Source organism: Ensifer sp. PDNC004 (assembly GCF_016919405.1).
GTDB lineage: Bacteria > Pseudomonadota > Alphaproteobacteria > Rhizobiales > Rhizobiaceae > Ensifer.
Map to the genome: position 1 here is coordinate 977,784 of NZ_CP070352.1, position 24,334 is coordinate 1,002,117.

The following is a 24,334-nucleotide window of genomic DNA, read 5'->3' on the forward strand; positions in this document are numbered from 1 at the left end:
CTCGCTCAAGTCCATCCCGGCAACCCCTCCCAAGCCGAGCGGCAGCTGCCTTGGGATCAGTCGTTGGTCTGCCGGCTCATCCACCCGAAATCGCAAATGCTGCGACCATTCCGGACCGGTTTCATCGCCGCACACCACTCATTCCGTGGAATAGAGATCTTCCTCCCGCGCATTCAGCATCCCCGCGAGCGTGCGCAAGCCGCTGTCGAGCTGGTCCATCGTCGGGGTCGCCAGCGCCAGCCTGACCGCATTGGGCGCATGGCCGGGCATCACCGCGAAGGTAGTGGAGGGCGTCAAGGCGATATCGCGCCTCGCCGCGGCAACGACGAAACTCTGCGAACGCCAGTGGGGCGGCAGCGTCAGCCAGAGGTGGAAGCCGTTCTCGTTCGACTGGATATCGAAGCCGGAGAGACGGTCGGCCGCAAGCTTCTGCCGGGCGCGCGCGTCGAGGCGCTTCCGCCTGACCAGTTCGGCAACGGTGCCATCCGCCATGATCCGCTGGGCCGCGGCGAAGGTAAGACCGGAGGCCGACCAGCCGCCGGAACGCACCGAGGCCATCATGCTTTCCCGCAAGCGCAGGGGCGGGACGATGAAGCCGAGCGACAGGCCCGGCGCGACCCGCTTGGACAGGCTGTCGATGACGATGCAGGTTTCGGGCGCGAGTGTCGCAAGCGGCAGATCGTCCTCGAGAAAGCTGTAGACGCGATCCTCGATGATCGGGAGGTCGAGCGCCTCGAGGACCCGGATCAGATCGCTCCGCCGCGCCGCAGACATCGTCGTGCCAAGCGGGTTCTGGACCGCCGGCTGAATGTAGATCGCGGACAGCCGGGCCTCCTGATGCGCCCTTAGCACCGCATCCGGCCGCACGCCGTCGCCGTCCATCGCAAGCGGCACCAGCGTGATGCCCAACCGGACGGCGATGCCTTTGATGTAGGGATAGGTCAGCGCCTCGACGCCGCATCGGCCACCGGTCGGAACGAGCGCGGCAAGTGCCGCGCCGATGGCCTGTCGACCGTTGCCGGCAAAAACGAGCTGCTCGGGCGTTGCGCACCATCCGTCCCGCGACAGAAAATCAGCGGCCACGCTGCGGGCAACGGCCGTTCCGGTGCTGGTGACTTGCCTCAAGGCGACATCCAGGGCGGCGGGCTTTTCGAGGCCCGCGAGGCTCCTGGCGATCAACGCGGTCTGTTCGGGCAGGATCGGATAGTTGAATTCCAGATCGGTCCGGATACCACGCGGTTCGCCAAGCGCTTCCGCGCCACGCCTGGTCTCGCCCGAAACGAAGGTGCCGCGACCGACTTCGCCAACGACAAGACCACGCCGCAGCAGTTCCGAAAAGACACGGCTCGCCGTCGAGGCGGCAATCTTGTGCTCATGAGCAAACCGGCGCTGCGGCGGCAGGCGGTCGCCGGGCTTCAGCGTGCCGTTTGCGATCTCAGCAGCGATCGCGTCGGCCAGCCTGATATATTCGGAGTTAGACATTTATTGCTCCGAGTACAATGTTTAGATTGCACCGAGAAGTATCTGCGATCATTCTCCTTTCATCAACCCACTTTCATTGAGAACGCAGGCGCTTTGGCGTCGCGGGCGCGTCAACGCGGAGCCACGCCATGGAACTGACCCTTGCGACCGTCCTCGTCGCTTTTGCCGGCGTGTTTCTGATCAGCTTCATGCGCGGCGCATTCGGCGGCGGCTTCGCAATCATCGGCATTCCGCTACTGTCGACCGTGATGGATCCGGTTACGGCCGGCGGTCTGCTCGCACCACTGTTCATCGCGATGGACCTCTATGCGCTGCACTACTGGAAGCCTTCGACCTGGTCGAAGCCGGACCTCGTGCTGCTCGTGCCCGGCCTGGTGATCGGGATCGGCATTGGCTACTTCGTGTTCCGTGCGCTCGACCATCGGGCGATCGCAATTCTGATGGCGGGCATCACGCTCGCCTTTGTCGGGCTCTGGTTTATCCGGGGCGCCGACGTGATCCCGCATCCCCGTTCGAGACCAAAGGCCGTTGCTGCCGGCTTCACCTCGGGCATCACCACCATGGTTGCCCATTCGGGCGGCCCGCCGCTCGCGATGTACCTGCTGCCGCTCGGTCTCAGCAAGGAAATCTATGCGGGAACCACGAGCCTGTTCTTCACCGTCGGCAACGCCACCAAGCTTGTGCCCTGGCTGCTGTTGTCCCAGCCTTCGGGCGGAACCTGGACCCTGATGGCGCTTTGCCTCCTCACCATTCCGGTCGGCGTGTGGTCGGGCTGGCGGCTCCATGGGGTGTTGGACCAGCGCCAGGTCTATCGCGCCTGCTACGGGCTGCTGGTGGTAACCGCGTTGAAACTGCTGTGGGATGGTGTTTCCGGCTACATCGCCTGATCGTCGTTACGGGCGTGCGCCGACTTGGGCAATTAGAGCCAACGCCTGACACGCGCCTTGTAGGCCCGATAGACGTCGCCGAACTTGCGCTCGAGATAGGCCTCCTCGCGCGCCACGACGCCATAGCGGATGACGAGGTAAAAGGGGACCAGCAGGATCAGCAGCCACAGACTGTCGAAGAGAATGGAAAAGCCGATCAGGCCGAGGAACATGCCGCTATAGATCGGGTTGCGGGTGAAGCGGTAGGGACCGGCTTCGACGATCGTCGATGTCGGGCGATGGATCTGGATTTCGGTTCCCGCGCGCCTGAAACTCACCGCCGCCCAGATCAAAAGCGCAAGACCGGCGAGAAAAATGATGCCGCCGGCGAGGGCGTCCGGCACGATCGCGGGCACGAACGGCAACGGGTGGAGCCGGTCGAGCACCAGGCCACCGCCCACCGACATCACCCAGGCGATCGGCGGATGGATCACCGCGCCGGAACGGTCAGGCGCATTTCCCGTCGTCTCGTTCATCAAAACACCTGTTGCCTGGTTTGCGCGTGGTCCGCTCCCGCACCAATGGCGCGGGTGGCCATTTTAGCGGACGCGGGCCATTTGCGAAAACCCTCCAAGACGCTATGTGAACGGAGGATCATCGGCTCTGTTTGGGACCATGATCACGCCATGGCTACAACAGGACGAGACACATGAAAGCACGCGTCAAATGGGTGGAAGACCGGACCTTCGTCGGAGAGTCTGGTAGCGGCCACAAAGTCGTTTTGGGAACCGCCTTCGGAGAGGAAGGTCGCACCCCGGGACCGAGCCCGATGGAACTGGTGCTGATCGGCACCGGCGGCTGCTCGGCCTATGACGTGGTGCACATCCTGGAGAAGGGCCGCGAGCCGGTCGAAGACTGCGTCGTCGAACTCGACGCCGACCGCGCCGAGACGGAGCCGCGCGTCTTTACCCGCATCCACATGCACTTCATCGTCAAAGGCCGCGGGCTCGCAGTCAACAAGGTCGAGCGCGCCGTTTCGCTGTCGATCGAGAAATACTGCTCGGCTTCGGCCATGCTCGCCAAGACCGCAACGATTACCCACGATTTCGAAGTGGTCGATACCAGCGCCGGCTGAGCCCCCACCCGGAGCTCGCATCAACGACCAGCGGGCGCGCGGTCCCTATCGTCGCGCCGGTTGAAACAGTTCGACGACATTTCCGGAGGGGTCGATCAAAAGGATCTGCGCCCCTCCGGGACCGGTGACGATGTCGTTGCGGAACATGACGCCGGCGCGGCGCAGCCGCTCGACCTCGCCGTTGAGATCATCGACGAGGAGATGGATGCGGTTCCAGCCGCCCGGCCCCGGCTTCTCGCCGTCCGGCATCGGCCTGCCGGCCGAACTCGTCGGTCCGCTGAGCAGCAGCCGCAGCGCGCCGCGCTGCACATCCGCGAAAGCCGGTGGATAGCTCGACAGAAGCGAAAAACCGAGGTGGGTCGTGTACCAGGCGATCGCCGCCTCGACGTCATCGACCATATAGCGGACATTGACCGTTTCAGACATTGGCCTTTCCTCCGAAGCGAACGTCTGCCCGCAAACAGAAACCGGCGGGCACCCACGCCTCGGCAACGCCCCGTCTTCAAAAGAGACGTCGCCGATCTTCAATCCCGATAGAAGTTGCGCCGCCAGCGGTGGGCGGTCAGTTTCGCCCGCTGCGTATCCGGCAGGCCGGCACCGTCGCCGATGGCGCAGTTGCGCTCGACGTTGCGCACCGAGCGCATGCCGGGAATGACCGTCGATACCGCCGGGTGGCTGAGAACGAAGCGCAGCGCCGTTTCGGCCAGCGCGTCGGGCTTGATTTCCAGGTCTTCGACGATCTTCTGAGTCCGCTCCTCGACCTCGCGCTTGCGCTCGCCGCGGAAGTAGGTCTCGCGGAAGTCGCCCTCGGGAAAGACGGTATCGGCGCGGATCTGGCCGGTGAGACCGCCTTCGTCCAGCGCCACGCGGACGATGACGCCGACATTGTGCTTCAGGCACGCCGGCAGCAGCTTCTCCTCGGGCGCCTGTTCGAAGATGTTGTAGATCACCTGCACGCTATCGACGACGCCGGTCTCGATCAGCCGGAGCGCATTGTCCGGCTCGTAGTCGTTGATCGAAACGCCGAAGAAGCGGATCTTGCCGTCGCGCTTCAACCGCTCGACCGCTTCCAGCCAGTCGCCGCGCCCGACCCACTCGTCCGACCAGACATGAAACTGCTGCACGTCGATCGTCTCGACGCCGAGATTGCGCAGGCTTGCCTCGGTGCAGGCGATCACGTGATCGGCCGGGAAGGTCTGCTCGGCAGGCGTGCCGGCATGCGCTGGCCATTGCATGTTCTTCGGCGGGATCTTGGTGGCGACGTGGATCGTCTCCGACCGCTCGCGCAGCAAAGCGCCGATCAGCTTCTCGCTGTGACCCTGACCGTAGCCGAGTGCGGTGTCGATGAAGTTGAGGCCGAGATCGACCGCGCGGTTGAGGGCGCGCGCAGACTCGTCATCGCTTGCGCCCTGCCACTGACTCTTGCCGATGCCCCAGGCACCGTAACCGATTTCGGAAATGCGCAGGCCCGTGCGGCCGAGGGTTCTGTAGTGCATGGTGCTCTCGCTGGCATTGGAGGGAGGACGGGATGTCGCCGGTTATCTAGGCCTCGGCGATCGACCGTCAACCTGGCAAATGCCCAGGCCAGTTGCCCAATGCGTCCTAGGCCCAAGGCGTCCTAGGCAAGGAACCAGAAGATGACAGCCGAAAGGAAGATGAAAGCGAGCACGAGCCCGATGAATTGCCGCATGCCCTCGCTCGTATTGTCGCCGAGCAAGGCGGCCCAGATCGGCCCGCCGCTGCAGTCTTCGTCGCGCAGGTCGCGAATGGAGGCCAGAGCCTCGCGACCCACCGTCCGGCGGCTATAGTCGTGCGTCGGCGGCTGCCGGTTGCGATGAGAGGCAAGCGATCCCGAAAGATCCGGCGCGACGAGGCCACCGTCGCCGGCATCGACCACCGGGGCCGGCCGGCCCTCCGTCGTGGCCTGGTTGCGGATCGCGTCGCCTGCCCGCAGGCGCCCCGCGCCATGGTGAAACGCCCAGCGCTGGGGTTTCGACTGCAGATCGGATTTCACGTGCCGGATAGACATCACGCACCTCCACAGGCGTAACCGCCAACTGGGGACTTTGGTTCCGTGGGCGGGCATGCATTGTTGATCGTGCGGGGGCGGGGCGTCGCCGATACGTCGCTTGAGGGACGCAATTGCCGGCAGCGTCAGCCGAAAAATAAAAGAGCCCGCCGCGGGAGGAGCGGCAGGCTCTCAAAAATCGATCAGCAGCCTGGGAGGAGGAGTGGCGCTGATCTCGTGAACGATCCATGGGAGGAGGAGATCGTTCACCCGTCGAAGCTCTGCGGGAGGAGATGCATTGCTTCGATGAGGTGAATATACAGGGTTTCTGCCCAAATCGTAGGCGGTTTTTGTGCAGGCCAGCTATGCGCTATGCGCGCAGCGCAACACCGGCGCACCGGTCCAGGCCCATAGAAAATGCGATCGAACGGCCGGCGACGTAGATGATACGCGAGCACGTCAGACGACGCGCAGGCGGGCGGAAACGGGTTTCACGCCGCCCCCACTCCGACGCCGCAGATACTGCCGCCGGTCGAAACGATCAGTTTTCCATGAAGGCGCGTGCCATGCTGTCGCGGATCGGCTTGGTGAGATAGTCGAAGAAGGTCCGCTCCGCCGTCTGGATCAGGATTTCCGCCGGCATGCCGGGGGTCACGACGAAATTGTGAACCCTCGCAAGCTCGCTTGCCGGCAGGTTGACGCGCGCCAGATAGACCTCGCGCGTGCCCTCCTGCGTCTGTACCGGCAATGCGTCCGCCGAGACGTAAAAAACCTGCCCGTTGAGAACCGGCGTCGTGCGCTGGTTGAGCGCGGTCAGGCGCACAGTCGCCTTTTCGCCCACCCGGATATTGTCGACGTCGGTGCGCAGCACTTGTGCCTCGATGATGAGCGGCACGTCGGCCGGCAGGATTTCCATGATCGGCTTGCCGCTCTCTATGACGCCGCCGGAGGTGTGGAAATGCATCCGGATGACCGTGCCGGTCACCGGCGCATTGATCGTCGCGCGGCGCAGAACATTGGTGGCACCACGCAGTTGCTCGCGCACCGTGTCCAACTCAGCTTCGGCCTTCTGTAACTCGTCGAGTGCTGCCTCGCGGTAGCTCTCCTCGGTCTGGTTGACCTGCTGCTGCTGTTTCAGGATCTGGGCGCCGGTTTCGGAGACTTCGGACATCAGCCGGCCGATCTGCCCCTCGGCATCGGCGATCGCGCGCTGGATGCTCTTGATCTCCGTCTTGCGGATCAGGTCCTTGGCGAGCAGCGTCTTCTTGCCGATATATTCCTCCTCCAGCAGGGTCCGCTGCTCACGGACCGACTTCAACTGCTCCTCGAAGCCTTCGGACCGGAACTCGAGGCTCTCGATGTTTCGCTTCAAAAGACCGATGTCGCTGTCGAGCTTGCTTCTCCAGGTTTTAAAGTTGAGCTGCTGGCTCTGGACGATCGGCACGATCTCCGGATCGTCCTTCAGGTTCTCGGTGAGGACCTTCGGCAGCGCCACCTCCTTCAGGCCGTTGGCCTGCGCATTGAGCCGGGCGACGATCGCCTCGAGCCTTGCCCGTCTCAGAAAGAACTGCCGTTCGTTGGCGAGCGCCGCCGTCTCGTCCAGCCGGATCAACGGCTGGTCGGCGGTGACATGGTCGCCCTCGTTGACCAGGATTTCCTTGATGATCCCGCCCTCGAAATGCTGGATCACCTTATTCTGTCCGGTCGCGACGAAGCTTCCCTGGGCGATGACGGCCGCCGCCAGCGGCGCGGTGAAGGCCCAGAGGCCGAAACCGCCGAAGGTGACGACGATCAGCACCATGCCGATCACCGTATGCCGCCAGATCGAACGCGGAACCTCCGCGTACCAGGTCAGATCCTGTACTTTGGCCATATCGCTCATGATCGCCTACGGAAGTTGGTTTTGTTCGAGCGGGTTGCCTTCGGTATTCACGCCGCGCGACGCAAGTGCCTTGAGTACATCCTGGCGCATGCCGAAGAGCGCCACGGTGCCGTTGACGAGCAACAGGACCTTGTCGACGCTGTTGAGCAGCGCGGGCCGCTGGGTGATGGTGACGACGGTGATCTTCTCGCGCTTGGCATGACTCAGCGCCCGCGTCAGCGCCGCCTCGCCGGCAGTATCGAGATTGGAATTGGGTTCGTCGAGCACGACCATGCGCGGATTGCCGAAGAAGGCGCGAGCAAGTGCCACGCGCTGCTTCTGGCCGCCCGAAAGCGGCGAGCCGTCGGCCGCCACCACCGTTTCATACCCGTGCGGCAACGTGGCGATCATGTCGTGCACGTCGGCAAGTTTGGCGGCGGCATAAATGTCGGCGTCCGTGGCATCCTCGCGCATGCGCGCGATGTTGGCCTTGATCGTGCCGGGGAACAGCTGCACGTCCTGCGGCAGGTAGCCGATGCTTTCGCCGAATTGCCGCTGGTCCCAGTTTCTGAGATCCATAAGATCGAGCCGCACGTTGCCCGACGTCGGCAGGATGGAGCCGACGAGCATCTTGCCGAGCGTCGTCTTGCCGGCGCCGGAACTGCCGATGACCGCGAGCGAGTCGCCCGGCTCCAGCGCAAAGGTGATACCGTTGAGCACGACGCGCTTTGTGCCCTGCGGAACGAAAAGCAGGCGCTCGACATCGAGGCGCCCTTCGGGTCGCGGCAGCTTCAGCCGCTCGAAGTTCAGCGGCGACGTCTGCAACAGCGAGGTGATGCGCCCATAGGCGGCGCGCGCCTGGATAACCTGGTGCCAGCCTTCGATCGCCGCCTCGATCGGGCCGAGCGCGCGGCCGGCGATGATCGATGCCGAAATCACCATGCCGCCCGTCAGATGGCCGTGAAGCGCGAGATTGGCGCCCCAGCCAAGCATCGTTACCTGCGTCAGCAATCGCACCGCCTTGGAAAGCGAGGCAAAGGCGATGTTACGATCCTGCGCCAGAACCTGGGCCTTGAGCGAGCCGGCCATGTCCTTGCCCCAAATGTGCACGGCCTCAGGGATCATCGCCAGCGCATTGATGATCTGCGAATTGCGCGACATGGAATCGAGATGCAGGTTTGCCTTGGTCTGGTAGTTGGTGGCCTCGCCGAAGCCGGCGGCCGTCGCGCGTTGGTTGAGCAGCGTGACGATCAAAAGCAGGACGGCCGAGGTGACGACGATGGCGCCAAGATGCGGATGGATGAGGAAGACCGCCACCAGGAAGAACGGCGCGATCGGTGCATCGAGGAAGGAAAGCAGCGTTCCCGACACCAGGAACGAGCGCAATTGCTGCAGGTCGCCGAGCGTCTGGTATTCGCGCCCGTTGCTGTGGAGTGCTGCTCTTGCCGCCGCACTCAGGATCGGCGCGCCGAGCTGGGCGGCGACCTCTACCGCCGTTCGCATGAGGATCATGCGGCGAATGCCGTCAAACACCGTCTGCAGCACCACGGCGCCGACGATCAGCGCCGTCAGCATCATCAAGGTGTCGATCGAGCGGCTGGTCAGCACCCGGTCGGATATCTGGAACAGATAGACCGGTATCGCGAGCACGAGCACGTTTGTGGCGATCGTGAACACCATGACGATCATCAGGTTCTGCCGGATGGCCTTGATGCCGGCCCTGAGGCTGGCGGAGAAATCGACCGGTCCGAGGCGTTTGTGAAAGACGCCCCCTCCTCCGCCACCGCCGCCGCCCTTGCCGTCGGACGATCCGCCACCCTTATCGGGCGAACGGGCCTCGGCCTTGATCGGTCCGCGATCGGCTTCGATCACCACCATGCCCGACGGAGAATATCGCTCCTTCATCTCCGCCGTCGGCCAGACGACCGGCTTCTCCGCCGGTTTTTCGATGCGCGGTTCCGGCCTCCGTTCCTCCTGCATCGGTCGGCGCTCGCCCGGCGCTTCGTCGCGCGGAGCGGGCTGGATCTCGACGCGCGCCACCGGCTCGGTTTTCGGCGGCCAGGGCCGCTGCATGAAGTTGCCTGCCTCCGCGGCGCCTGCCGGTGGCGTTGCCGTCTGTGGCGCCTGCGGCGTTACCGCCTCGGCGATCCCCATCGGCGCGGCCGCTGCAGCACACACCGGCGCGACGCCGGATGCGGCGACCGCCGCCTGTATCGGCCTTGCAGCGACACCCGAGCCCGCGGGTGAAATGCTCCAATTGCCCTTGTCGCCGGCGTCGGTTGCCGCCACTCTTCTTATCTGGTCCGCCACTCCGTCGATCTCCCTAACGGCACGATTGAGAACGTGTTCTTGATGATTGAGCTTGCGAAGAAACTGCCGCCGCGCGGCATCGGCGCGAGACGTTTCCGACCGTGTTTCCTTTTCCTCCACGCGTGAAACGGCATCGCCGCCGGTTTCGGCGGGCGCCGGCCGTGACGGATTGGGGCGGTCGGTCATGATTATCCTCCCGCACTCCCATCAGGCGACCATGCTGTGCATGGGGTCGGCGCTGGCCGTGTCGATGCTGTGCTGGTTCGGCGAGATCTGGTCCTGCGGCTGGTGGCCGGAATCCGGCGTGAGCATGTCGTCGCCGAGAAAGATCACCGCCTCGCTGACGAGCGCATCCGGGTTCTGGCTTCCGAGATAGGGATCGTTCTTGACCAGCTCCGCCTGGATGAGCACCTCGTCCGAATAGGCGCCGCCGCCGGCATAGATCGTCTTGCCGGTATCGACATCAACGATCCCGGCATAGTTCAAAAGGGCGTTGGAGCCGGTGGAAATGGTCCAGTCCGCATCCGGGCGCGCCTCGAGCGCGTTCATCGCCAGCGTCACCTGATCACTGTCGCCGAGGATGTTGGTCTGCTGGATATAGTTGAGGCTGATGAGGTCGCCGGAAATGTAGAGCACCCGCAGGCCATGGAGCCCGGCAAAGGCGGGATCATGCAGAAAGTCGTCGCCCGACGGCTTCTTGCCTTCCGACAGGTCCTCCAGCGCCGACAGGTAACCGTCCGACATCGGATTGACCGGGCCTGCACGACCGGCCTCGACGATGCCGGCATAGTTCCAAAGCAGGTTTCCGCCAGTCGAGACCGACCCGGCACCGCTGGTGTGGAATCCGCCGACGGCACCAATCAGATCATTGTCGAGCAGGATGTTCGTCTGCTGGATGATGTTGGCGTCGAAGACGCTTCCGCCGACGAAGATCAGGTCGAAGCGGTATCCCAGTTCAAGCAGCGAAACCTCGTTGGCGGCGGTGTTGTCGCCGGCGACGATCGAGAGCTTCGAGCCCGAAGCCGAAAGGGTCGCCGTGTCCTGGTCCGACATGAAGGTAAACTGCTGCAACCAGTTCACCATCATCAGGTCGCCCTTGACCTGGGTGATGGCCCAGGCCTTGGGGAAGTCCCCGGTTTCCGCATGGGCTGGTTCCTGCGCCGGCTCGACATGCTTGAACATCGCGATGTTCAACGCCTGGGTGGCGGCCTGCACCGGACTGCCGCCGCTGAGCGCCGAACTGACGAGGTCGCTGTCGTAATAGGCGTTGACCTGCACGATCGCGTTGAGCGCGACATGGTCGCCGGCCACAGCCAGTACGTCCGCCTGCAGCCAGTTGCTGGTGATCACGACGGAGTTGACCAGCGTGTTGCTGCCGGTTTCCAGTTCGACCGAACTGTTGATCGAAACGGCGCCTTCCCCGTACGCGACGCCGCCGCTGACCTCGACCGGCCCGTTCGTAAGTGCAGGCTCGTCCGGTGTCTCGGTGGCATCGTCCGCGCCTGGCAGATGATCCTTCAGAACTGGCGCTTCCTCGACGATCACGCCATTCACATAGATGCCTTCGAGCGCGCTTGCCTTGGCGACGAAATGGCTGACGGTCATCCCCTCAGCCTCTGCCTCGCCGCTGGCCGCATAGGCATCGAGCCTTTCAGCCGCGTTCGTTACGAGGCTGGCGATCGCATCGCTGGAGTCAGCGACATCGGTGTCGCCGAACAGCGAAATCTGCTGTGCCGCATCGATGAGTTCGGCGATCGTGGCGCTGTTGTCGATCTGCAGGCTGGACGTCAGTCCATGCCCGCCGACGCTGACGAAGTCGTTGTCCGAGAGTTCGGCGATCTGGTTGCTGTAGACCACGACCGAACCCGGCGGGTTGATGTGCGGCTCGACCACCTGGGCCGCCGATCTCGGCGATCCGCCCTGCAGGAAGGCTTCCGTGCTGGCGCGGCCAAAGGAACCGCCAAAAATGGGATACTCCGGCAAAGACACTCCGGCATAGCCGTCCGGAATCGGCATGAAGATGTCCGGTCCGACCGGTTTGTACGGGACGTCGGGGTTGAAATCGTCGAGATCGTAGGGTGCGTGCACCTTGACCGGCGCGGACGAGAGTTCCTTCGGGTCCTTGTGGACCTCTCGATCCGGATCGAATTTCTCGTGGATTTCACGCAGACGGGCCTCTTCGGCCGAGAGCTCGAAAAGACCGATGAAATGGGCAATGGCCTCGGTGATCTTTGCGGAATACAAGGTCAGGGCCTCCTTCTTGTAACCGGCAGTCCCCTCTGGCATGGCGGGTCATGCCGGACTGCGCGAGAGGCTCCCCGCGCAGTCCAATTCAATGCCGATGTCCGCGGCATGCGGTTCGGCATCACCTCATGATCAGGTGTTGTCGTCGTCGCCGACCGCGGTGGTCGTGAAGTCCCCACCAACAACCGTCATGTCGATCGTGTTGCCCTGCAGGTTCGCACCAAGCACGATCTGCTGGTTGAAGGCGTTGGTGTCGATGACGGCATCGGCCGACGCCGAGGAGAGCCCTTCGACGAAGCTGTCGTCACCATTGTACGAGCCCCACATGCCGGCGCTGCCACCAGCGCCGCCGTCGCCATTCGTTGCGAAGCCACCGGCACCGCCGTCACCGGCCGCACCACCCAACGCGTGGCCACCATAGGCATCGCCACCGTCGCCACCCGCAGCCCACGAACCCGTGAGCGCGAGACCACCGAGGCCATGACCACCGGTTGCAGCACCACCGGTACCGTCGCCGCCAGTCGAGTCACCCGTGGAGCCGCCGCCGGCATAGGCGTCGCCACCACCGCCGCCGGCGCCACCGACGCCCGCACCGGCCCCATAGCCTGCACCGGCGCCGAACCCGGCACCGAAGCCACTGCCGCCGTCGCCGGCATCGCCAGCATCGCCACCGTCAGCACTGCCGGTATCGCCGACCGCTACGCTGTTGCCACCGTTGCTGTCGCCGCCGTCGCCGGCAAGGTTCAGGATCGGCAGGATGAAGCCGCCAGCGTCACCGCCGTCGCCTGCATCCGACGATCCGGCCGTGCCACTCGAGACGTCGCCGCTCGTACCACCGTTGCCGGCGCCATTGCTGCCACCGTCACCACCGGCTGCCGCACCGACACCAAGACCCACACCGAGACCGAGGCCGACGCCGAGACCGGCGCCACCAGCACCACCGGCACCGGCTGTCGCCGTACCGCCATTCGCATCACCGCTGGAGCTGCCGCCACCAACGCCGACACTGGCAGCAATGCCCCCAAGGCCTGCACCGCCGGTCGCATCGGCATTGTTGTCTGCGTCGCCGCCATCGCCGTCGCCAGCGCCCGCGAAGCCACCGATCGAATGGCCGCCGTCGCCGCCGTCGCCGCCGTTGGCATAGGCCTTGCTACCGCCCTCGCCACCGTCTGCCCCGGCCTGGATGCCGTCGCCCGAGTGGGCGTCCCCGGCATTGGCGTCGCCGTTCTGGTTCAGCGTGCCGCTGTTATTGATGTCCGACGCGCTGTCGTCATCCGACATGATGGCGTTCTGGCTGAACACGTTGGCAACGTTGCTGTTGCCGTTCATCGAGCCGTTCAGGATGTCCTTGAAGCTCGTGTTTGCCATGCCATGGATGGAGGAGTTGTCGATATCGGCGAAATCGTCATCGGAGGGCTGGTAGCCGCTGAGGTCGAGATCGACGCTCACATCGACGGTCGTCTTGCTGTCGACGTCGACATGCGAGCTGTTTTCGTTGAGGTTGGCATTCAGGTTGGCGTTGCCATTGCCGTTGAGGTTGGCATTGCCGTTGCCATTGAGGTTGGCGTTGCCGTTACCGTTCAGGTTGCCGTTGCCGTTCGCATTGGCATTGCCGTTACCGTTCAGGTTGCCATTGCCGTTCAGGTTGCCGTTGTAGGATTCGCTGTATTGCGACTGTCCCTGGTCCTGGCCTTGGCCTTGATCCTGGCCCTGTCCCTGGTCTTGGCCCTGGCCTTGTCCCTGACCCTGAAGCTGGCCTTGCAGCTCCGCCTGCAATTGTCCTTGACCCTGGCCCTGTCCTTGGTCCTGGTCTTGATCTTGAGACTGGCTGTCATCCCATGGCCACAGGATATTTTTGTCCTTGCTCATAACGATCACCTCAAGTTGAGGCCGCGACAGCCGAGCCGCATTCTTCTCATACGCGGATTTGGGCCATGCGCGGGCTACATGTTGAACTTAATGAAAATGGTTCCTCCTGGACGCCGCAGCGTCCGCATGCCGATATTTCGATTGCTTTCTTCTGGCTGCCTCTCCCCTATTGGGTCGAGAGGACCGGATCAGGTTCCCTAAAGGGCATTTTGCCATTCGATGCAGTGCTAGCCCCATAAGGCCCGATGCGTCCTGCTCGCCGGTTGCGCTGGAGAGTCTGTCGAAAACCGATACACATTGTAAGTTGTCAGTTCGGGCTAACCACCGCGGGCTAGCGGCGACGGCTGGATGTCTTCACCCGTGGGTTAGGTAAAATGTGGCCATCAACCTTCCGCTGGCGCCAAGCCGACGACAGGGCTGGGCGTTGCGTTTCAGGCCCTGCAGGACGCCTGCTGGAACAAATTTACTCGCCGCCAGAATGGGATATTCTAACGTTCGTCCATTGACGGACGAAAGCGTTGGCAGAGGCCCATGGCAAGATTTCATGAGATCCTACTTCTGATCGGACAACTCAACTATACGTGGACCAATACGGAGAGTTTGCTCATCTACCTCATCGCCGGCCTCGCCCGGGTCGACAAGGAAACCGCGATCGTCATCTTCCTGACGCTGAACACGACGCGGGCCCGCATCGAACTCGTCGAGCGGCTGACCAAGATGGGAAAGACACCTGCCGCCCAGCGGCAGGAAATTCTGGCGATCACCCAACAGCTTGGCCGGCAGGCGAAGCTCCGCAACAAATACAGCCACTGCATCTATTCCTTCGACGAAACCGGCGATCAGGCGAGCACGCAACTGATGGCGATCTTCGACAGCAAGGACACGATCAAGTACGGCAAGATCGAGCAGATCAACGAGGCGGAGATCGCGCGGATCAACGAGGTGATCGAGCAGCTGCAGGAGGTCAACCGGGAAATCTGGGCGATCGTCGACCGTTACGCCTTCCCGCGCTGATCGACCGCCACGAACGCTGCTTGCGGCCTGTCGCCATCCTGCCGCCTGCGGGCGGTGACGGACGCGCGGCGGCCCCACACGGCCCGGTTTCCACCCATCCACAATTCAACCGCATTGTCAGGCCATCGCACGAGCGATGGCAACGGGAGGCGATGCGGATGGTTGGAAAGCCCGAAGAGAGGCGGCTTACGAGCCTTGAGGCGCGCATCGACGCTGCGGCCCATGGCGTGCTCGACCGGCTTCCGGCAAGCGGCCCCCTTGGCGGCCTGACCGAATTTCTGGTGTTCGGCATCAAGCAGGCCTTCGCCTGCCTCTTCGGCGGCGCCATGCTGGCCCTGATGCTGGCAACGAAATTCTACTGGCCCGAAGGCAGTGGTCTCGCGCGCTACGACTTCCTGTTCCTGAGCGCCATCGCCATCCAGGTCTCGCTGCTCGTCTTCAAGCTCGAGACGATGGCCGAGGCCAAGGTCATCCTGATCTTTCACGTCGTCGGCACGCTGATGGAAATCTTCAAAACCTCCGTCGGCTCCTGGATCTATCCGGAGCCGAGCTTCTTTCGCATCGGCGGCGTGCCTTTGTTTTCGGGCTTCATGTATGCAGCGGTCGGCTCCTACCTGGCGCGCGTGACCCGCATTCTCGACATGCGCTACAGCAACTACCCGCCACTCCTTGCCACCCTGCTCTTGGCTTTTGCCATCTACGTCAACTTCTTCAGCCACCACTACATCATCGACCTGCGCTACGCGCTCTTCGGGTTGACCGCGATTCTCTTCCTTCGCACCACGGTGCACTATCGCGTTTTTCGCTTTCGCCACCGCATGCCGCTGCTTCTCGGCTTCCTGCTGGTCGCCCTCTTCATCTGGTTCGCCGAAAACATCGGCACATGGTCGCGGGCCTGGATCTATCCCTCGCAGCATGCCGGCTGGACGCTGGTCTCCGTGCAAAAACTCGGCGCCTGGTATCTGTTGATGATCCTGTCCTTCGTACTCGTCACGCTCGTGCATCGTCCACGCGCGGTTGTCGCTTCGGCCGCCGGGGCCGAGAGGAAGGCCGCCGAGATGGGCGATTCAGCCGCCGCCGCAAAGGGTGTCGTCGCGCGATAGCGCAACCCTAGAGATGGGCCGGATCTCCCCGGGAGTTGCAAAACGGCGCGCGCTGGAAAACGATACCGAATCAATCGCTTTCGCAACGAGGGGAAACATGCGGCGTTTCTTTCTTTGCCTGCTGGCGCTCGGCGTGCTCGCTGTCGTTTCAGTCATGATCCTGCCCAGCTTCGTTTCGAGCGACTGGATGCGCGCCGAACTGGGGCGGCAACTCTCGAACGCGACCGGCAGCGCAATCGCGCTCAACGGCCCGGTCAGGCTTTCCGTCGTCCCGCACCTGGCGGTGGTGGCCGAAAACGTTTCGCTCGATGCCGATGGCATGGCCGCAGAGATCGGCGAAGTCGCGGGCTCGGTGACGCTCTCCTCGCTCTGGTCCGACCGCCTGCACGTTAGGGAAGTAAGGCTTGTGCGCCCTGTCGTGGCGCTGCGGCCGAAGGCCGAGGCCGCCGCGGCCGCCCAAGACGGGGGGGAGGCGGGACAGGCGAACACGGGCGAAACACGCGATCCGCTCGCCGCTCTCGTGGCGTTCCTCGAAAAAAGCGCCATCGACAAGATCTCGATCAGCGAGGGAACGCTGCGGCAGGAGGACGCCGGCGGTTCGGTCGATGTCGTCAAGGATCTCGACCTCACGCTCGCCGTTCCGGATATCGATGGCGAATTGTCGCTCTCGGCCGGCGCCGGCGTCGAGGGCCGGCGCTACGAGGTGACGCTTGCCGTCTCGCCGTTGCGTCCGTTGCTCGAGCACAAGCCCGCCGAACTCAGCCTCTCGCTGCAGGCCGAGCCTCAGCTCGCGGCCGGGCTCACCGAACTGACCGCCAGCGGCCAGGTGGCGCTGAATGCCAATGGCGGTTACCAGATCCGCGGCGGCAAGCTTACGATCGGCGACGAAGCGCTCGGGCTCGACGCGCTGTTCGTGCCGGGCAGCCGCCCGCGGTTCCTCGCCGACCTCAATGCCGAGCGGCTGGATCTGAGCGCGTTCCTCGAGGGCGGCGAGACCGCCGCATCCTCCTCGCAGCCCGAGGAACCGGCAGGCCGGACGGACAAGGCCAAGGCCAAGGCGGCAGCGGGCCTGCAGGCGCTGGCCGGCTTTGACGCCGATATCAGCGTCAATGTCGGCGCCCTTGCCGCCGGCGACATTTCCGCATCCGACGTCACGCTGACGGCGACGCTCAAGGACGGACAACTGACCGGGCGGCTCGAGCATCTCGGCATCGACGCCGGCAGTGTTGCCGCCGATCTCGCCGCCGACGTCAGCGCCGCCGAGCCGATTTTCCAAGGCCGCGTCGTCAGCAACGGGCTCGACGTTTCCAAACTCGCGGCTCTGGCCGGCCAAGCGGTGCCGCTGACGGGGACCGTGACGATGGACACGACCTTCGCGTTTCGCGGACTGAGCGCAAGCTCCGTGCGCAAGACGATCAACGTGACCGGCGGCGCAAGCCTGCGCGACGCGACCATCGTCATTCCCGGCATCGCCGATCCGGCCATGGCCGAGGTGAAGGCAAAGAAGCTCACCCTCAAGATCGAGGACCTGGCCAAGCCAATGCGTCTTGCGGGCAGCCTTGAGTGGCGGGGCAAACCGGCCGAGATCGATCTTACCCTACCGGTCCGCGACCTGCTCATGGACGCCAATGCCCGTGCGGGCGACATCCCGCTGAAGCTCGACCTGCGCTCGAAGGAAGCGACGCTTGCGCTGGATGGCAACGCGGCGCTTGCGGGCAGCTACGCCGGCAAGGTGAACTTCGCGGCCGCAGACCTGCGAGCGCTTCTTGCCTCGATCGGCCAGGCGGACGCGGGCGGCATCACGCAATTCGCCTTCAACGGCGACGTGCAGGCAAGCGCCGCCGGCGTCGCGTTCCAGAGGGCCACGCTCTCGGTCAACGGGGTGGAGGGAAGCGGCAACGGCGCGGTCGAACTCGGGACCCCGCTCAAAATTTCGAGCGCGCTCCATTTCAAGGAACTAGACCTCGCGCGGCTGGCCGGCGCGCCTTCGGCCGCGCCGCAGGCGAAGGCCAAAAGCAAAGCGAGTGGTGGCCCTGCAACGGATGCTCCTCTGGATCTGTCCGCTCTTCGCTCCATCGATGCCTCCATCAAGGTCGATGCCGAGAAGCTCGGTTACGGCCGCGTCGTCGCCGGGCCGGTCGCAACCTCCCTGAGGATCTCCGAGGGCATTGCAAACCTCGACATTCCCGAAAGCCCCTTCTATGGCGGCCAGGTGGCCGCAAGCCTCACCGCAGACGGCTCCGGCACGGAGCCGTCGATCGCGGTCAAGGCCTCGATTTCCGGCGCTTCGGCCGCACCGCTGCTCACCGACCTTGCGAACTTCAAGCACCTTGAAGGGGCGCTGCAGACGACGTTCGACATTGCAGGCGCCGGCGGCACGACGGGCGCGCTCAAGCGAGCGCTCAAGGGCACGGCGCAGGTGCGTTTCTCCGACGGCGCCATTCGCGGGATCGACGTCGCCGACGTCTACAACAATCTCGTCGGCTTGATGTCGTCCGGCTTCAAGCAGAACGACAGCAAGGCGACCGGCTTTACCGAGCTCGGGGCGTCCTTTGCGATCGAGAACGGCGTTGCCCGCACCGACGACATCAAGCTCGTCGGTCCGCTGGTGCGGATGAGCGGCAAGGGCGAGGCAAACCTGCCGGAGGACGAGTTGAACTTCCGGCTCGATCCACGCGTCGTCGCATCCTTGCAGGGCCAGGGCGCCGATATCGCGACGGAAGGCATCGGCGTGCCCGTCATCATAGAAGGGTCGTTTGCTGCTCCGCGTATCTATCCTGACCTTTCGGGCCTTCTGAAAAACCCCGATGCCGCGCTTTCGACCTTGAAGAAGCTCGGATTGCCGACCGGCAAGCTGGGGCTCGACGAACTCCTGTCCGGCGAAGGCAAGGGAGGAAAGCTGCGCGATATCCTCAGCGGTGCGATCGGCAAGCAGCCAAAGGATGAAGGCAGCGAACTCTCCATCGAGCAGATCATCGGCGGTGGCGGCGGCGAGCCCGAGGCGGCACCGGCTGTCGAAGGGCAAATTCCGCCCGACACGGCTGCGGAACAGCCGTCGCCGGAAACGCCGCAGCCTGAGCAGCAACCCGCCGCAGAAGCCGAGCAGCCGGCACAGGACAGGAGCACCTTGGGAAAGCTGTTCAAGCTTCTTCAGTGAGCGGGCGCCTCCGCTGAAGGAGCCCGAAGCCCGAGACATGCCCAGAAGACCGTATGTGCCGGCTTCCAACCACGGCCGGCAGTGCTAAAGCTGTCTGCGATTGCTGCAAGGACAGAAAGTTCATGAGACACGACCCGTTGTTCGAGCGTCTGTGGGACGGCACGGCTCCGATGGAAGAATGGACCGCCGCGGTCTCGCATGGTGCCATCACGCACGTCGCCGACGATATCGTCACCGTCCATACGACCTATTTCTGCGGCAGTGTGACGGCCATCCGCACGCGCGAAGGCCTAGTCCTGATCGATACCGCGAAGCCGGAAACGGCAAAGCAGACCCTCGACGTCATACGCTCGTGGGACGACAGCCCCATACACACCGTCGTCTTCACACATGGCCATATCGACCATACCAGCGGGATCACGGATATCGACCGGGAAGCGGATACGCGCGGACTGGCGCGGCCGCGGATCGTCGCCCACCGCAACGTGAAGCGACGAATGGAGCGCTATGAAGCCTCGCATGGCTACAACAGCATCGCGCAGAGCCAGCAGTTCAACAATCCGGGCTACGTCTACCCGATCGGCCAGCGGCGACCGGACGTGGTCTATGACGACACCCTGTCGCTCTCCATAGGCGGTGAGCGGATCGAACTCTTTCACGGCAGGGGCGAGACCGACGACGCAACATTCGTCTGGCTGCCGGAACGGCGCGTCCTTGCGAGCGGCGATTTCGTCATCTGGGTGTTTCCGAACGCCGGCAATCCGCGCAAGGTGCAGCGTTATGCTGCCGATTGGGCGACGGCACTCCGGCGGATGGAGGCGCTCGCCCCGGCGGTCCTCATTCCCGGTCACGGTCCGGTCGTCTTTGGCGACGAGCGCGCGGCCGAGATGCTGCGCGACGGGGCAGAGGCGCTCGAGCATCTTGTGCGCGAAACGCTCGCGCTCCTCAACAGGGGCGCAACACTCGACGAAGTCCTGCATGCGGTGAAGGTGCCGGATGCATATCGGGCCAAACCCTATCTGGCAGCCAAATACGACGACCCGGAATTCCTCGTCCGCGGCATTTATCACTTCTATGCCGGCTGGTTCGATGGCGATGCGGCCCACCTCAAGCCGCCGCGGACCGCCGACCTCGCATCGGAACTGGCCGCTCTTGCCGGCGGCGCCGAAAAGCTTGCAGAACGAGCCGTGCGCCTATCGGAGGAAGGGAGTTTCCGCCTTGCGGTGCAGCTCATAGAATTCGCCAGTGCAGCCGCACCCGACGACCGTGCCATTCAGGCAACCCGCGCGGCGGTCCTGCGACAGAGCATCGAGAACGAGAAGTCACTGATGGGCAAGGCCTTCCTCGCGGTCTACGAACGCGAGGCCGCGCAGCGGTCCAAAGGCTAACGCATGCCGCGCAACGATTTGCGACAACGCTGTAAAAACAAGAGTTTAATTCCTGTCGCGTGAAGCCTCTTCACCAGGCACGCGTTCGAACGAGTTTACTTAGAAGCCAAAGGACTGCTGTGCGGGCTTTGGCTGTTGCTCTTCCAGGTGGACGCCTTCCAGTTCGAGCATGCGCGTCTTGGTGGTCGATCCGCCGGGCGCCGAAAACCCGCCGATCTTGCCGCCGGCGGCCAGCACCCGATGACAGGGGATGATCAGCGACACTGGGTTTTTCGCCATAGCCTGGCCGACATCGCGCGCGGCTTCCGGCCCGACGCCCAATTCCTTGGCGAGCGCGCCATAGGTGGTGGTCTGGCCCCAGCGCAGCGCCCGCGCGGCCGCGTAAATGCGCAGGAAGAGCTCGTTCTGGCCTTGCAGGTCCACCGCAAAGCCGGAGAAATCGACCTCCCTGCCTTCGAAGTAGCGCTGCACGGCTTCCACCGCCGCCTCTATTTCAGGTGTCGGCTCCGATGCCCCGCCAGAAGGCAGCCGCCGTAGCAACAGCCGTTCGGTCGCATCTCGCGTGCTGGTCGGCAATTGAAAGCGCGTGATGCCGACATCGTTCCAGGCAATGCCGCAGAACCCGGCTGCGGTCTCAAAGATGAAATATCGATGCATCGCCTGGCCCATCGACCTTGCCTCCACTTGTGCGCCTCCCTCAAAAATCGTGCAGGACGCCGCCGAATTCAACCCGTTTCCTGCCTATGCGACCGCCGTTTTGGCACAGATTGCCCGAAGCTCCGCACGCCGCCCCTCGCCGTCATTTGCGAAAGCTTTACGCTTGTCGGGCATGGTTTCGCGCGAACATCAGGAGACGATGGTGGACATCCTGCATACCCCGACGATCATGCTCAGTTCGTTCGCGACACTGGTGATCTTCGCCGCTTTCTTCGGACTTGCCTGGCGACAGGAGCGCAAAAGCCTCGAACTGCTTCTGTGGTCCTCGGCCTTCGCCATCGGCGCGCTCGGCTTCGTCCTGTTGACGCTGCGCGGCGACGGCTACAACTTCATCACCATCTCGCTCGGCAACGCGCTCGCGGTGCTGGGGCTGGCGATGATCTGGCTCGGCCTGCGCGCCTTTGACAATCAGCCGCTCAAGATCGCCTCCGCGCTCATCGGGCCGATCCTGTGGATCGTCGTCACCTACTCCTCAGACTATGTTCGCGAGAGCGTCACCAGCCGGATCGTGCTCTATTCCATGCTGATCTTCGCCTATTCGGCACTGATCGCGCACGAGATCTTCCGGTCGGAGAATTTCCGCAAGCTCCCCAGCTCCTACATCGTCGCTTTCGTCTTCGCCACCCACGGCTTGCTCTACCTCTCCCGCATTCCACTGATCCTGATCTGGCCGCTCGCCGGCAACACGGCGGCGGGAACGGCGCAGCCGCTCTGGTACCAGTTGCTGACCTTCGAGCTGTTTCTTCACAGCCTCGCCGGTGGTTTCGCCTTCTTCGCCATGGTCAAGGAGCGAACCCAGCAACGCTACAAGCTCGCCTCGGAGACCGATGCGCTGACGGGTGTGCCGAACCGCCGCTCGTTCCTTGCGCAGCTGGAGAGCCATCTCGCCACGCAACCGGCCAGGGGAGCGCTGCTCTATCTCGACATCGATCACTTCAAGGCGATCAACGATCGCTTCGGCCATACGGTGGGCGACCAGGTGCTCGTGGAATTTGCCGGGATCCTCTCGAAAGCCGTGCCGCGCAGCGCCGTGATCGCGCGCATCGGCGGGGAAGAATTCGCCGCCTGCCTGCCGCAGGCGGATCGCGCCGACGCGATCGCCATTGCCGACAGCATTCGCACCTCGCTCGAGGCGCGCCGGATGAGCACGGCCAAGGGCGTGCTGTCGGCAACGGTCAGCATCGGCATTGCCTTTGCCGACCGGCACGAGGATGTGCACGCGATCATTTCCGCCGCCGACGCCGCGCTTTACGCCGCCAAGGCCGCCGGCAGAAACAGCGTTTGGTCGGATGATCCGTCGGGCGTGCCGCAGTTTGCAGCGGGCTCGATCGCACCCGCCGAAACGGCGGCGACGCTTCTATCATTAAGCCCTGCCAGAAGCAGTGCTGCGACACGGCGGCCCACCGGCTCCTGAACCTTCCGCATCCCGAAAACGAACAATCGGCCGAGCACCCCGTTATCGCGACCCGCCGCCTATCCGTTGACGCGCTTTACCAGCGCGAGCGAGGCAGCCGAGACAAGCAAGGCGCCGCCGCAGCCTCGTTCCATCCAGCGCCGCATCGACGAGGCGGCAAACTGCGTCGTCTTGAAGCCGACAAGGGCGTAACCGAACATGACGGCAAACTCGACGACGGTGAACACGGCGGTAAGCGCCAGGAACTGCGGCAGTTGCGGCGCGGCCGGGTTGATGAACTGCGGCAGCAATGCGGAGAAGAACAGGTAGGCCTTGGGGTTGGTGATGGCCACGATCATGCTGTGGCGGCAGATCGCGAGTGCGGATTCCGTGCGAACGAGATCGGCGTTTTCCGAGTTCTGTCCTTCGGCTTTTTCGGTTCTGCCGGGCCGAAGCATCTTGTAGCCGAGCCAGGCGAGATAGCCGGCGCCTACATATTTGACGACCGAGAACCAGAACTCCGAGGCGGCGAGGATGGCGCCGAGGCCGGCTGCCACGGCGGCGATCAGGAAGAAGTCGGAAAGGAGCACGCCGATCATCCCGGCAACCGCCTTTTTCATGCCGAAACGAGAGCCATTGGCCATCGCCAGGATCACGTCCGGGCCGGGCGTGACCACCGCGATGAAGGTGACGGCCGCAAAGGCAGCCATGGTGCTGATGTCCATGAACGAGCTCCTCCCGTGAGCGGCCTATCTTTGGCCGTTCAGATCGAACGTGTAAAGCACCGCCCGCTCAACCACGCATCGGTTCTCACCTGGCGAATTGCGCGTTGCGTGAAGGAACACGCCCGTCGAAGGACAGTTGAACCGCCTTTCCGGATCCGGCATCGACGGCATGAATGTGCAGATGCGGCTCCGTGCTGTTGCCGGAGTTGCCGACGGCGCCGATCGGGTCGCCGGCGAAAACCCGCGCCCCGACCGTCGCGGTCACGCTCCCCTCGCGCAGATGCGCCAGTTCCACCCGCATGCTGTCGCAGGCGACGATCACGTGGTTTCCGGCCGGGTTGTCCCGGTCCGCCTCGGGCGGCGGCAGGTCGGGAAGCCCGTCGACGACCGCAACGACCTCTCCCTCGCAAGGACTGACGACGGTCTTGCCGAAGATGGCGTAGTCGGCGGGATCCCTGGGCAGCAGTCCGAACGCCCGGAAGCCGGCGTCGCCGATCGCCGTGATGTCGAGAGCGTGGTGTTGCGCCGGGTGATCGCTGTGATGATTGAGCACGCCGATGCCGCCGCCCTGCGCGACGACGAAGCGACCGCCGGTCAGCGGAAAGGTCAGCGCGCGCGGATCGTGCCGTGCACCAATGCCCCAGGTAACATAGGCGAGTGCTGCACCGAAGACGACGAGAGAGGCTACGGTCGGCACCAGGCTGCGCGCCAATGCGCCACGATCGAGCGACAGCCAGGGCCGGCGCCAATGTCGGGGCAACGAAACCAGAGCCGCTGCGACCGCGAGCGCGGCAAGCGCCGCCCGGGTCCAGAAGCCGGCGATATCCCAACGATTGAGAAGCCCGATCAGGGCGAGCAGGACGACGGTTTCTGCAAGCGCCAGCAGCCAGCCAAGCCGGGTCGGCTCGTTCAACCACCACAGTCGCCAGATGAAGGCAAGCGGCAACAGGATGCTGAGAGCAAGCAGAAAGCCGATGACAACGACCATGACCCCACCTGTTGCACACGCCGGCGCTGTTTACACAGGGAAAAAATAGGGATATTTTTTGTCCTTAATAGATG

19 protein-coding genes are annotated in these 24,334 nt (G+C 64.0%); 7 read left to right on the forward strand and 12 right to left on the reverse strand.

All coding sequences use genetic code 11. The features are described from left to right. Nucleotides 1–138 precede the first annotated feature (138 nt). Complete coding sequence (locus tag JVX98_RS04280) at nucleotides 139–1,482, reverse strand: PLP-dependent aminotransferase family protein (RefSeq protein WP_205235911.1); 1,344 nt, start codon at nucleotides 1,480–1,482, stop codon at nucleotides 139–141. Between the two features lie 128 nt (nucleotides 1,483–1,610). Here JVX98_RS04280 and JVX98_RS04285 point away from each other — a divergent pair, with 128 nt between their 5' ends. Next, on the forward strand, nucleotides 1,611–2,369 hold the full coding sequence (locus JVX98_RS04285) for a sulfite exporter TauE/SafE family protein (protein ID WP_205235912.1): 759 nt from the start codon (nucleotides 1,611–1,613) through the stop codon (nucleotides 2,367–2,369). Nucleotides 2,370–2,401: 32 nt separating this feature from the next. On the opposite strand, the gene JVX98_RS04290 is transcribed toward JVX98_RS04285, so the two are convergent. Continuing rightward, nucleotides 2,402–2,884: an isoprenylcysteine carboxylmethyltransferase family protein gene (locus tag JVX98_RS04290; RefSeq protein ID WP_192451249.1), complete on the reverse strand. Its 483-nt coding sequence runs from the start codon at nucleotides 2,882–2,884 to the stop codon at nucleotides 2,402–2,404. A 173-nt stretch (nucleotides 2,885–3,057) separates the two neighbouring features. Here JVX98_RS04290 and JVX98_RS04295 point away from each other — a divergent pair, with 173 nt between their 5' ends. Next, nucleotides 3,058–3,483, forward strand: a complete 426-nt coding sequence (locus JVX98_RS04295; RefSeq protein ID WP_060604512.1) for an OsmC family protein — start codon at nucleotides 3,058–3,060, stop codon at nucleotides 3,481–3,483. A gap of 45 nt (nucleotides 3,484–3,528) precedes the next feature. Here the strand turns inward: JVX98_RS04295 and JVX98_RS04300 are convergent, their stop codons facing one another. The 7 genes from JVX98_RS04300 to JVX98_RS32170 form a co-directional block, all read right to left on the reverse strand. Beyond that, a complete protein-coding gene (locus JVX98_RS04300; RefSeq protein ID WP_192451248.1) occupies nucleotides 3,529–3,909 on the reverse strand; it encodes a VOC family protein in 381 nt (126 codons plus the stop codon). Between the two features lie 98 nt (nucleotides 3,910–4,007). Then, a complete protein-coding gene (locus JVX98_RS04305) occupies nucleotides 4,008–4,979 on the reverse strand; it encodes an aldo/keto reductase (protein WP_205235913.1) in 972 nt (323 codons plus the stop codon). A 122-nt stretch (nucleotides 4,980–5,101) separates the two neighbouring features. After that, on the reverse strand, nucleotides 5,102–5,512 hold the full coding sequence (locus JVX98_RS04310; RefSeq protein ID WP_205235914.1) for a hypothetical protein: 411 nt from the start codon (nucleotides 5,510–5,512) through the stop codon (nucleotides 5,102–5,104). Nucleotides 5,513–6,032: 520 nt separating this feature from the next. Then, a complete protein-coding gene (locus JVX98_RS04315; protein WP_205235915.1) occupies nucleotides 6,033–7,373 on the reverse strand; it encodes an HlyD family type I secretion periplasmic adaptor subunit in 1,341 nt (446 codons plus the stop codon). A 6-nt stretch (nucleotides 7,374–7,379) separates the two neighbouring features. Then, on the reverse strand, nucleotides 7,380–9,848 hold the full coding sequence (locus tag JVX98_RS04320) for a type I secretion system permease/ATPase (protein WP_205235916.1): 2,469 nt from the start codon (nucleotides 9,846–9,848) through the stop codon (nucleotides 7,380–7,382). Nucleotides 9,849–9,869: 21 nt separating this feature from the next. Beyond that, on the reverse strand, nucleotides 9,870–11,906 hold the full coding sequence (locus JVX98_RS04325) for a type I secretion protein (RefSeq protein WP_246764798.1): 2,037 nt from the start codon (nucleotides 11,904–11,906) through the stop codon (nucleotides 9,870–9,872). Between the two features lie 132 nt (nucleotides 11,907–12,038). Further along, nucleotides 12,039–13,775: a hypothetical protein gene (locus tag JVX98_RS32170; RefSeq protein WP_210399301.1), complete on the reverse strand. Its 1,737-nt coding sequence runs from the start codon at nucleotides 13,773–13,775 to the stop codon at nucleotides 12,039–12,041. A 531-nt stretch (nucleotides 13,776–14,306) separates the two neighbouring features. Between JVX98_RS32170 and JVX98_RS04340 the strand changes: the two genes are divergently transcribed. The 4 genes from JVX98_RS04340 to JVX98_RS04355 all read left to right on the forward strand — a co-directional run bounded on the left by JVX98_RS04340 (nucleotide 14,307) and on the right by JVX98_RS04355 (nucleotide 20,437). After that, a complete protein-coding gene (locus tag JVX98_RS04340) occupies nucleotides 14,307–14,789 on the forward strand; it encodes a hypothetical protein (protein ID WP_052202028.1) in 483 nt (160 codons plus the stop codon). Nucleotides 14,790–14,947: 158 nt separating this feature from the next. After that, a complete protein-coding gene (locus JVX98_RS04345; protein WP_205235919.1) occupies nucleotides 14,948–15,892 on the forward strand; it encodes a DUF817 domain-containing protein in 945 nt (314 codons plus the stop codon). 97 nt (nucleotides 15,893–15,989) lie between these two features. Next, a complete protein-coding gene (locus tag JVX98_RS04350; protein ID WP_205235920.1) occupies nucleotides 15,990–19,049 on the forward strand; it encodes an AsmA family protein in 3,060 nt (1,019 codons plus the stop codon). A gap of 122 nt (nucleotides 19,050–19,171) precedes the next feature. Then, on the forward strand, nucleotides 19,172–20,437 hold the full coding sequence (locus JVX98_RS04355) for an alkyl sulfatase dimerization domain-containing protein (protein ID WP_205235921.1): 1,266 nt from the start codon (nucleotides 19,172–19,174) through the stop codon (nucleotides 20,435–20,437). Nucleotides 20,438–20,536: 99 nt separating this feature from the next. Here JVX98_RS04355 and JVX98_RS04360 read toward each other — a convergent pair whose 3' ends face one another. Then, nucleotides 20,537–21,106: a methylated-DNA--[protein]-cysteine S-methyltransferase gene (locus JVX98_RS04360; protein ID WP_205235922.1), complete on the reverse strand. Its 570-nt coding sequence runs from the start codon at nucleotides 21,104–21,106 to the stop codon at nucleotides 20,537–20,539. A 190-nt stretch (nucleotides 21,107–21,296) separates the two neighbouring features. Here JVX98_RS04360 and JVX98_RS04365 point away from each other — a divergent pair, with 190 nt between their 5' ends. Continuing rightward, complete coding sequence (locus JVX98_RS04365) at nucleotides 21,297–22,568, forward strand: GGDEF domain-containing protein (RefSeq protein WP_205235923.1); 1,272 nt, start codon at nucleotides 21,297–21,299, stop codon at nucleotides 22,566–22,568. Nucleotides 22,569–22,627: 59 nt separating this feature from the next. Here the strand turns inward: JVX98_RS04365 and JVX98_RS04370 are convergent, their stop codons facing one another. Together JVX98_RS04370 and JVX98_RS04375 are read right to left on the reverse strand one after the other, a co-directional pair. After that, nucleotides 22,628–23,272 carry a LysE family translocator gene (locus JVX98_RS04370; RefSeq protein ID WP_205235924.1) on the reverse strand — a complete coding sequence of 215 codons (645 nt, stop codon included), beginning with the start codon at nucleotides 23,270–23,272 and terminating at the stop codon, nucleotides 22,628–22,630. An 85-nt stretch (nucleotides 23,273–23,357) separates the two neighbouring features. Beyond that, nucleotides 23,358–24,260, reverse strand: a complete 903-nt coding sequence (locus JVX98_RS04375) for a M23 family metallopeptidase (RefSeq protein ID WP_205235925.1) — start codon at nucleotides 24,258–24,260, stop codon at nucleotides 23,358–23,360. Nucleotides 24,261–24,334 lie beyond the last annotated feature (74 nt).

Excerpts from the sequence above, each read along its gene's own strand:
- JVX98_RS04310 (WP_205235914.1), bottom strand. The coding sequence starts at position 5,512 with ATGTCTATCCGGCACGTGAAATCCGATCTGCAGTCGAAACCCCAGCGC.
- JVX98_RS04320 (WP_205235916.1), bottom strand. The coding sequence starts at position 9,848 with ATGACCGACCGCCCCAATCCGTCACGGCCGGCGCCCGCCGAAACCGGC.
- JVX98_RS04290 (WP_192451249.1), bottom strand. The coding sequence starts at position 2,884 with ATGAACGAGACGACGGGAAATGCGCCTGACCGTTCCGGCGCGGTGATC.
- JVX98_RS04360 (WP_205235922.1), bottom strand. The coding sequence starts at position 21,106 with ATGGGCCAGGCGATGCATCGATATTTCATCTTTGAGACCGCAGCCGGG.
- JVX98_RS04280 (WP_205235911.1), bottom strand. The coding sequence starts at position 1,482 with ATGTCTAACTCCGAATATATCAGGCTGGCCGACGCGATCGCTGCTGAG.
- JVX98_RS04355 (WP_205235921.1), top strand. The coding sequence starts at position 19,172 with ATGAGACACGACCCGTTGTTCGAGCGTCTGTGGGACGGCACGGCTCCG.
- JVX98_RS04315 (WP_205235915.1), bottom strand. The coding sequence starts at position 7,373 with ATGAGCGATATGGCCAAAGTACAGGATCTGACCTGGTACGCGGAGGTT.
- JVX98_RS04305 (WP_205235913.1), bottom strand. The coding sequence starts at position 4,979 with ATGCACTACAGAACCCTCGGCCGCACGGGCCTGCGCATTTCCGAAATC.
- JVX98_RS32170 (WP_210399301.1), bottom strand. The coding sequence starts at position 13,775 with ATGAGCAAGGACAAAAATATCCTGTGGCCATGGGATGACAGCCAGTCT.
- JVX98_RS04340 (WP_052202028.1), top strand. The coding sequence starts at position 14,307 with ATGGCAAGATTTCATGAGATCCTACTTCTGATCGGACAACTCAACTAT.
- JVX98_RS04370 (WP_205235924.1), bottom strand. The coding sequence starts at position 23,272 with ATGGACATCAGCACCATGGCTGCCTTTGCGGCCGTCACCTTCATCGCG.
- JVX98_RS04375 (WP_205235925.1), bottom strand. The coding sequence starts at position 24,260 with ATGGTCGTTGTCATCGGCTTTCTGCTTGCTCTCAGCATCCTGTTGCCG.
- JVX98_RS04300 (WP_192451248.1), bottom strand. The coding sequence starts at position 3,909 with ATGTCTGAAACGGTCAATGTCCGCTATATGGTCGATGACGTCGAGGCG.
- JVX98_RS04295 (WP_060604512.1), top strand. The coding sequence starts at position 3,058 with ATGAAAGCACGCGTCAAATGGGTGGAAGACCGGACCTTCGTCGGAGAG.
- JVX98_RS04345 (WP_205235919.1), top strand. The coding sequence starts at position 14,948 with ATGGTTGGAAAGCCCGAAGAGAGGCGGCTTACGAGCCTTGAGGCGCGC.
- JVX98_RS04285 (WP_205235912.1), top strand. The coding sequence starts at position 1,611 with ATGGAACTGACCCTTGCGACCGTCCTCGTCGCTTTTGCCGGCGTGTTT.
- JVX98_RS04350 (WP_205235920.1), top strand. The coding sequence starts at position 15,990 with ATGCGGCGTTTCTTTCTTTGCCTGCTGGCGCTCGGCGTGCTCGCTGTC.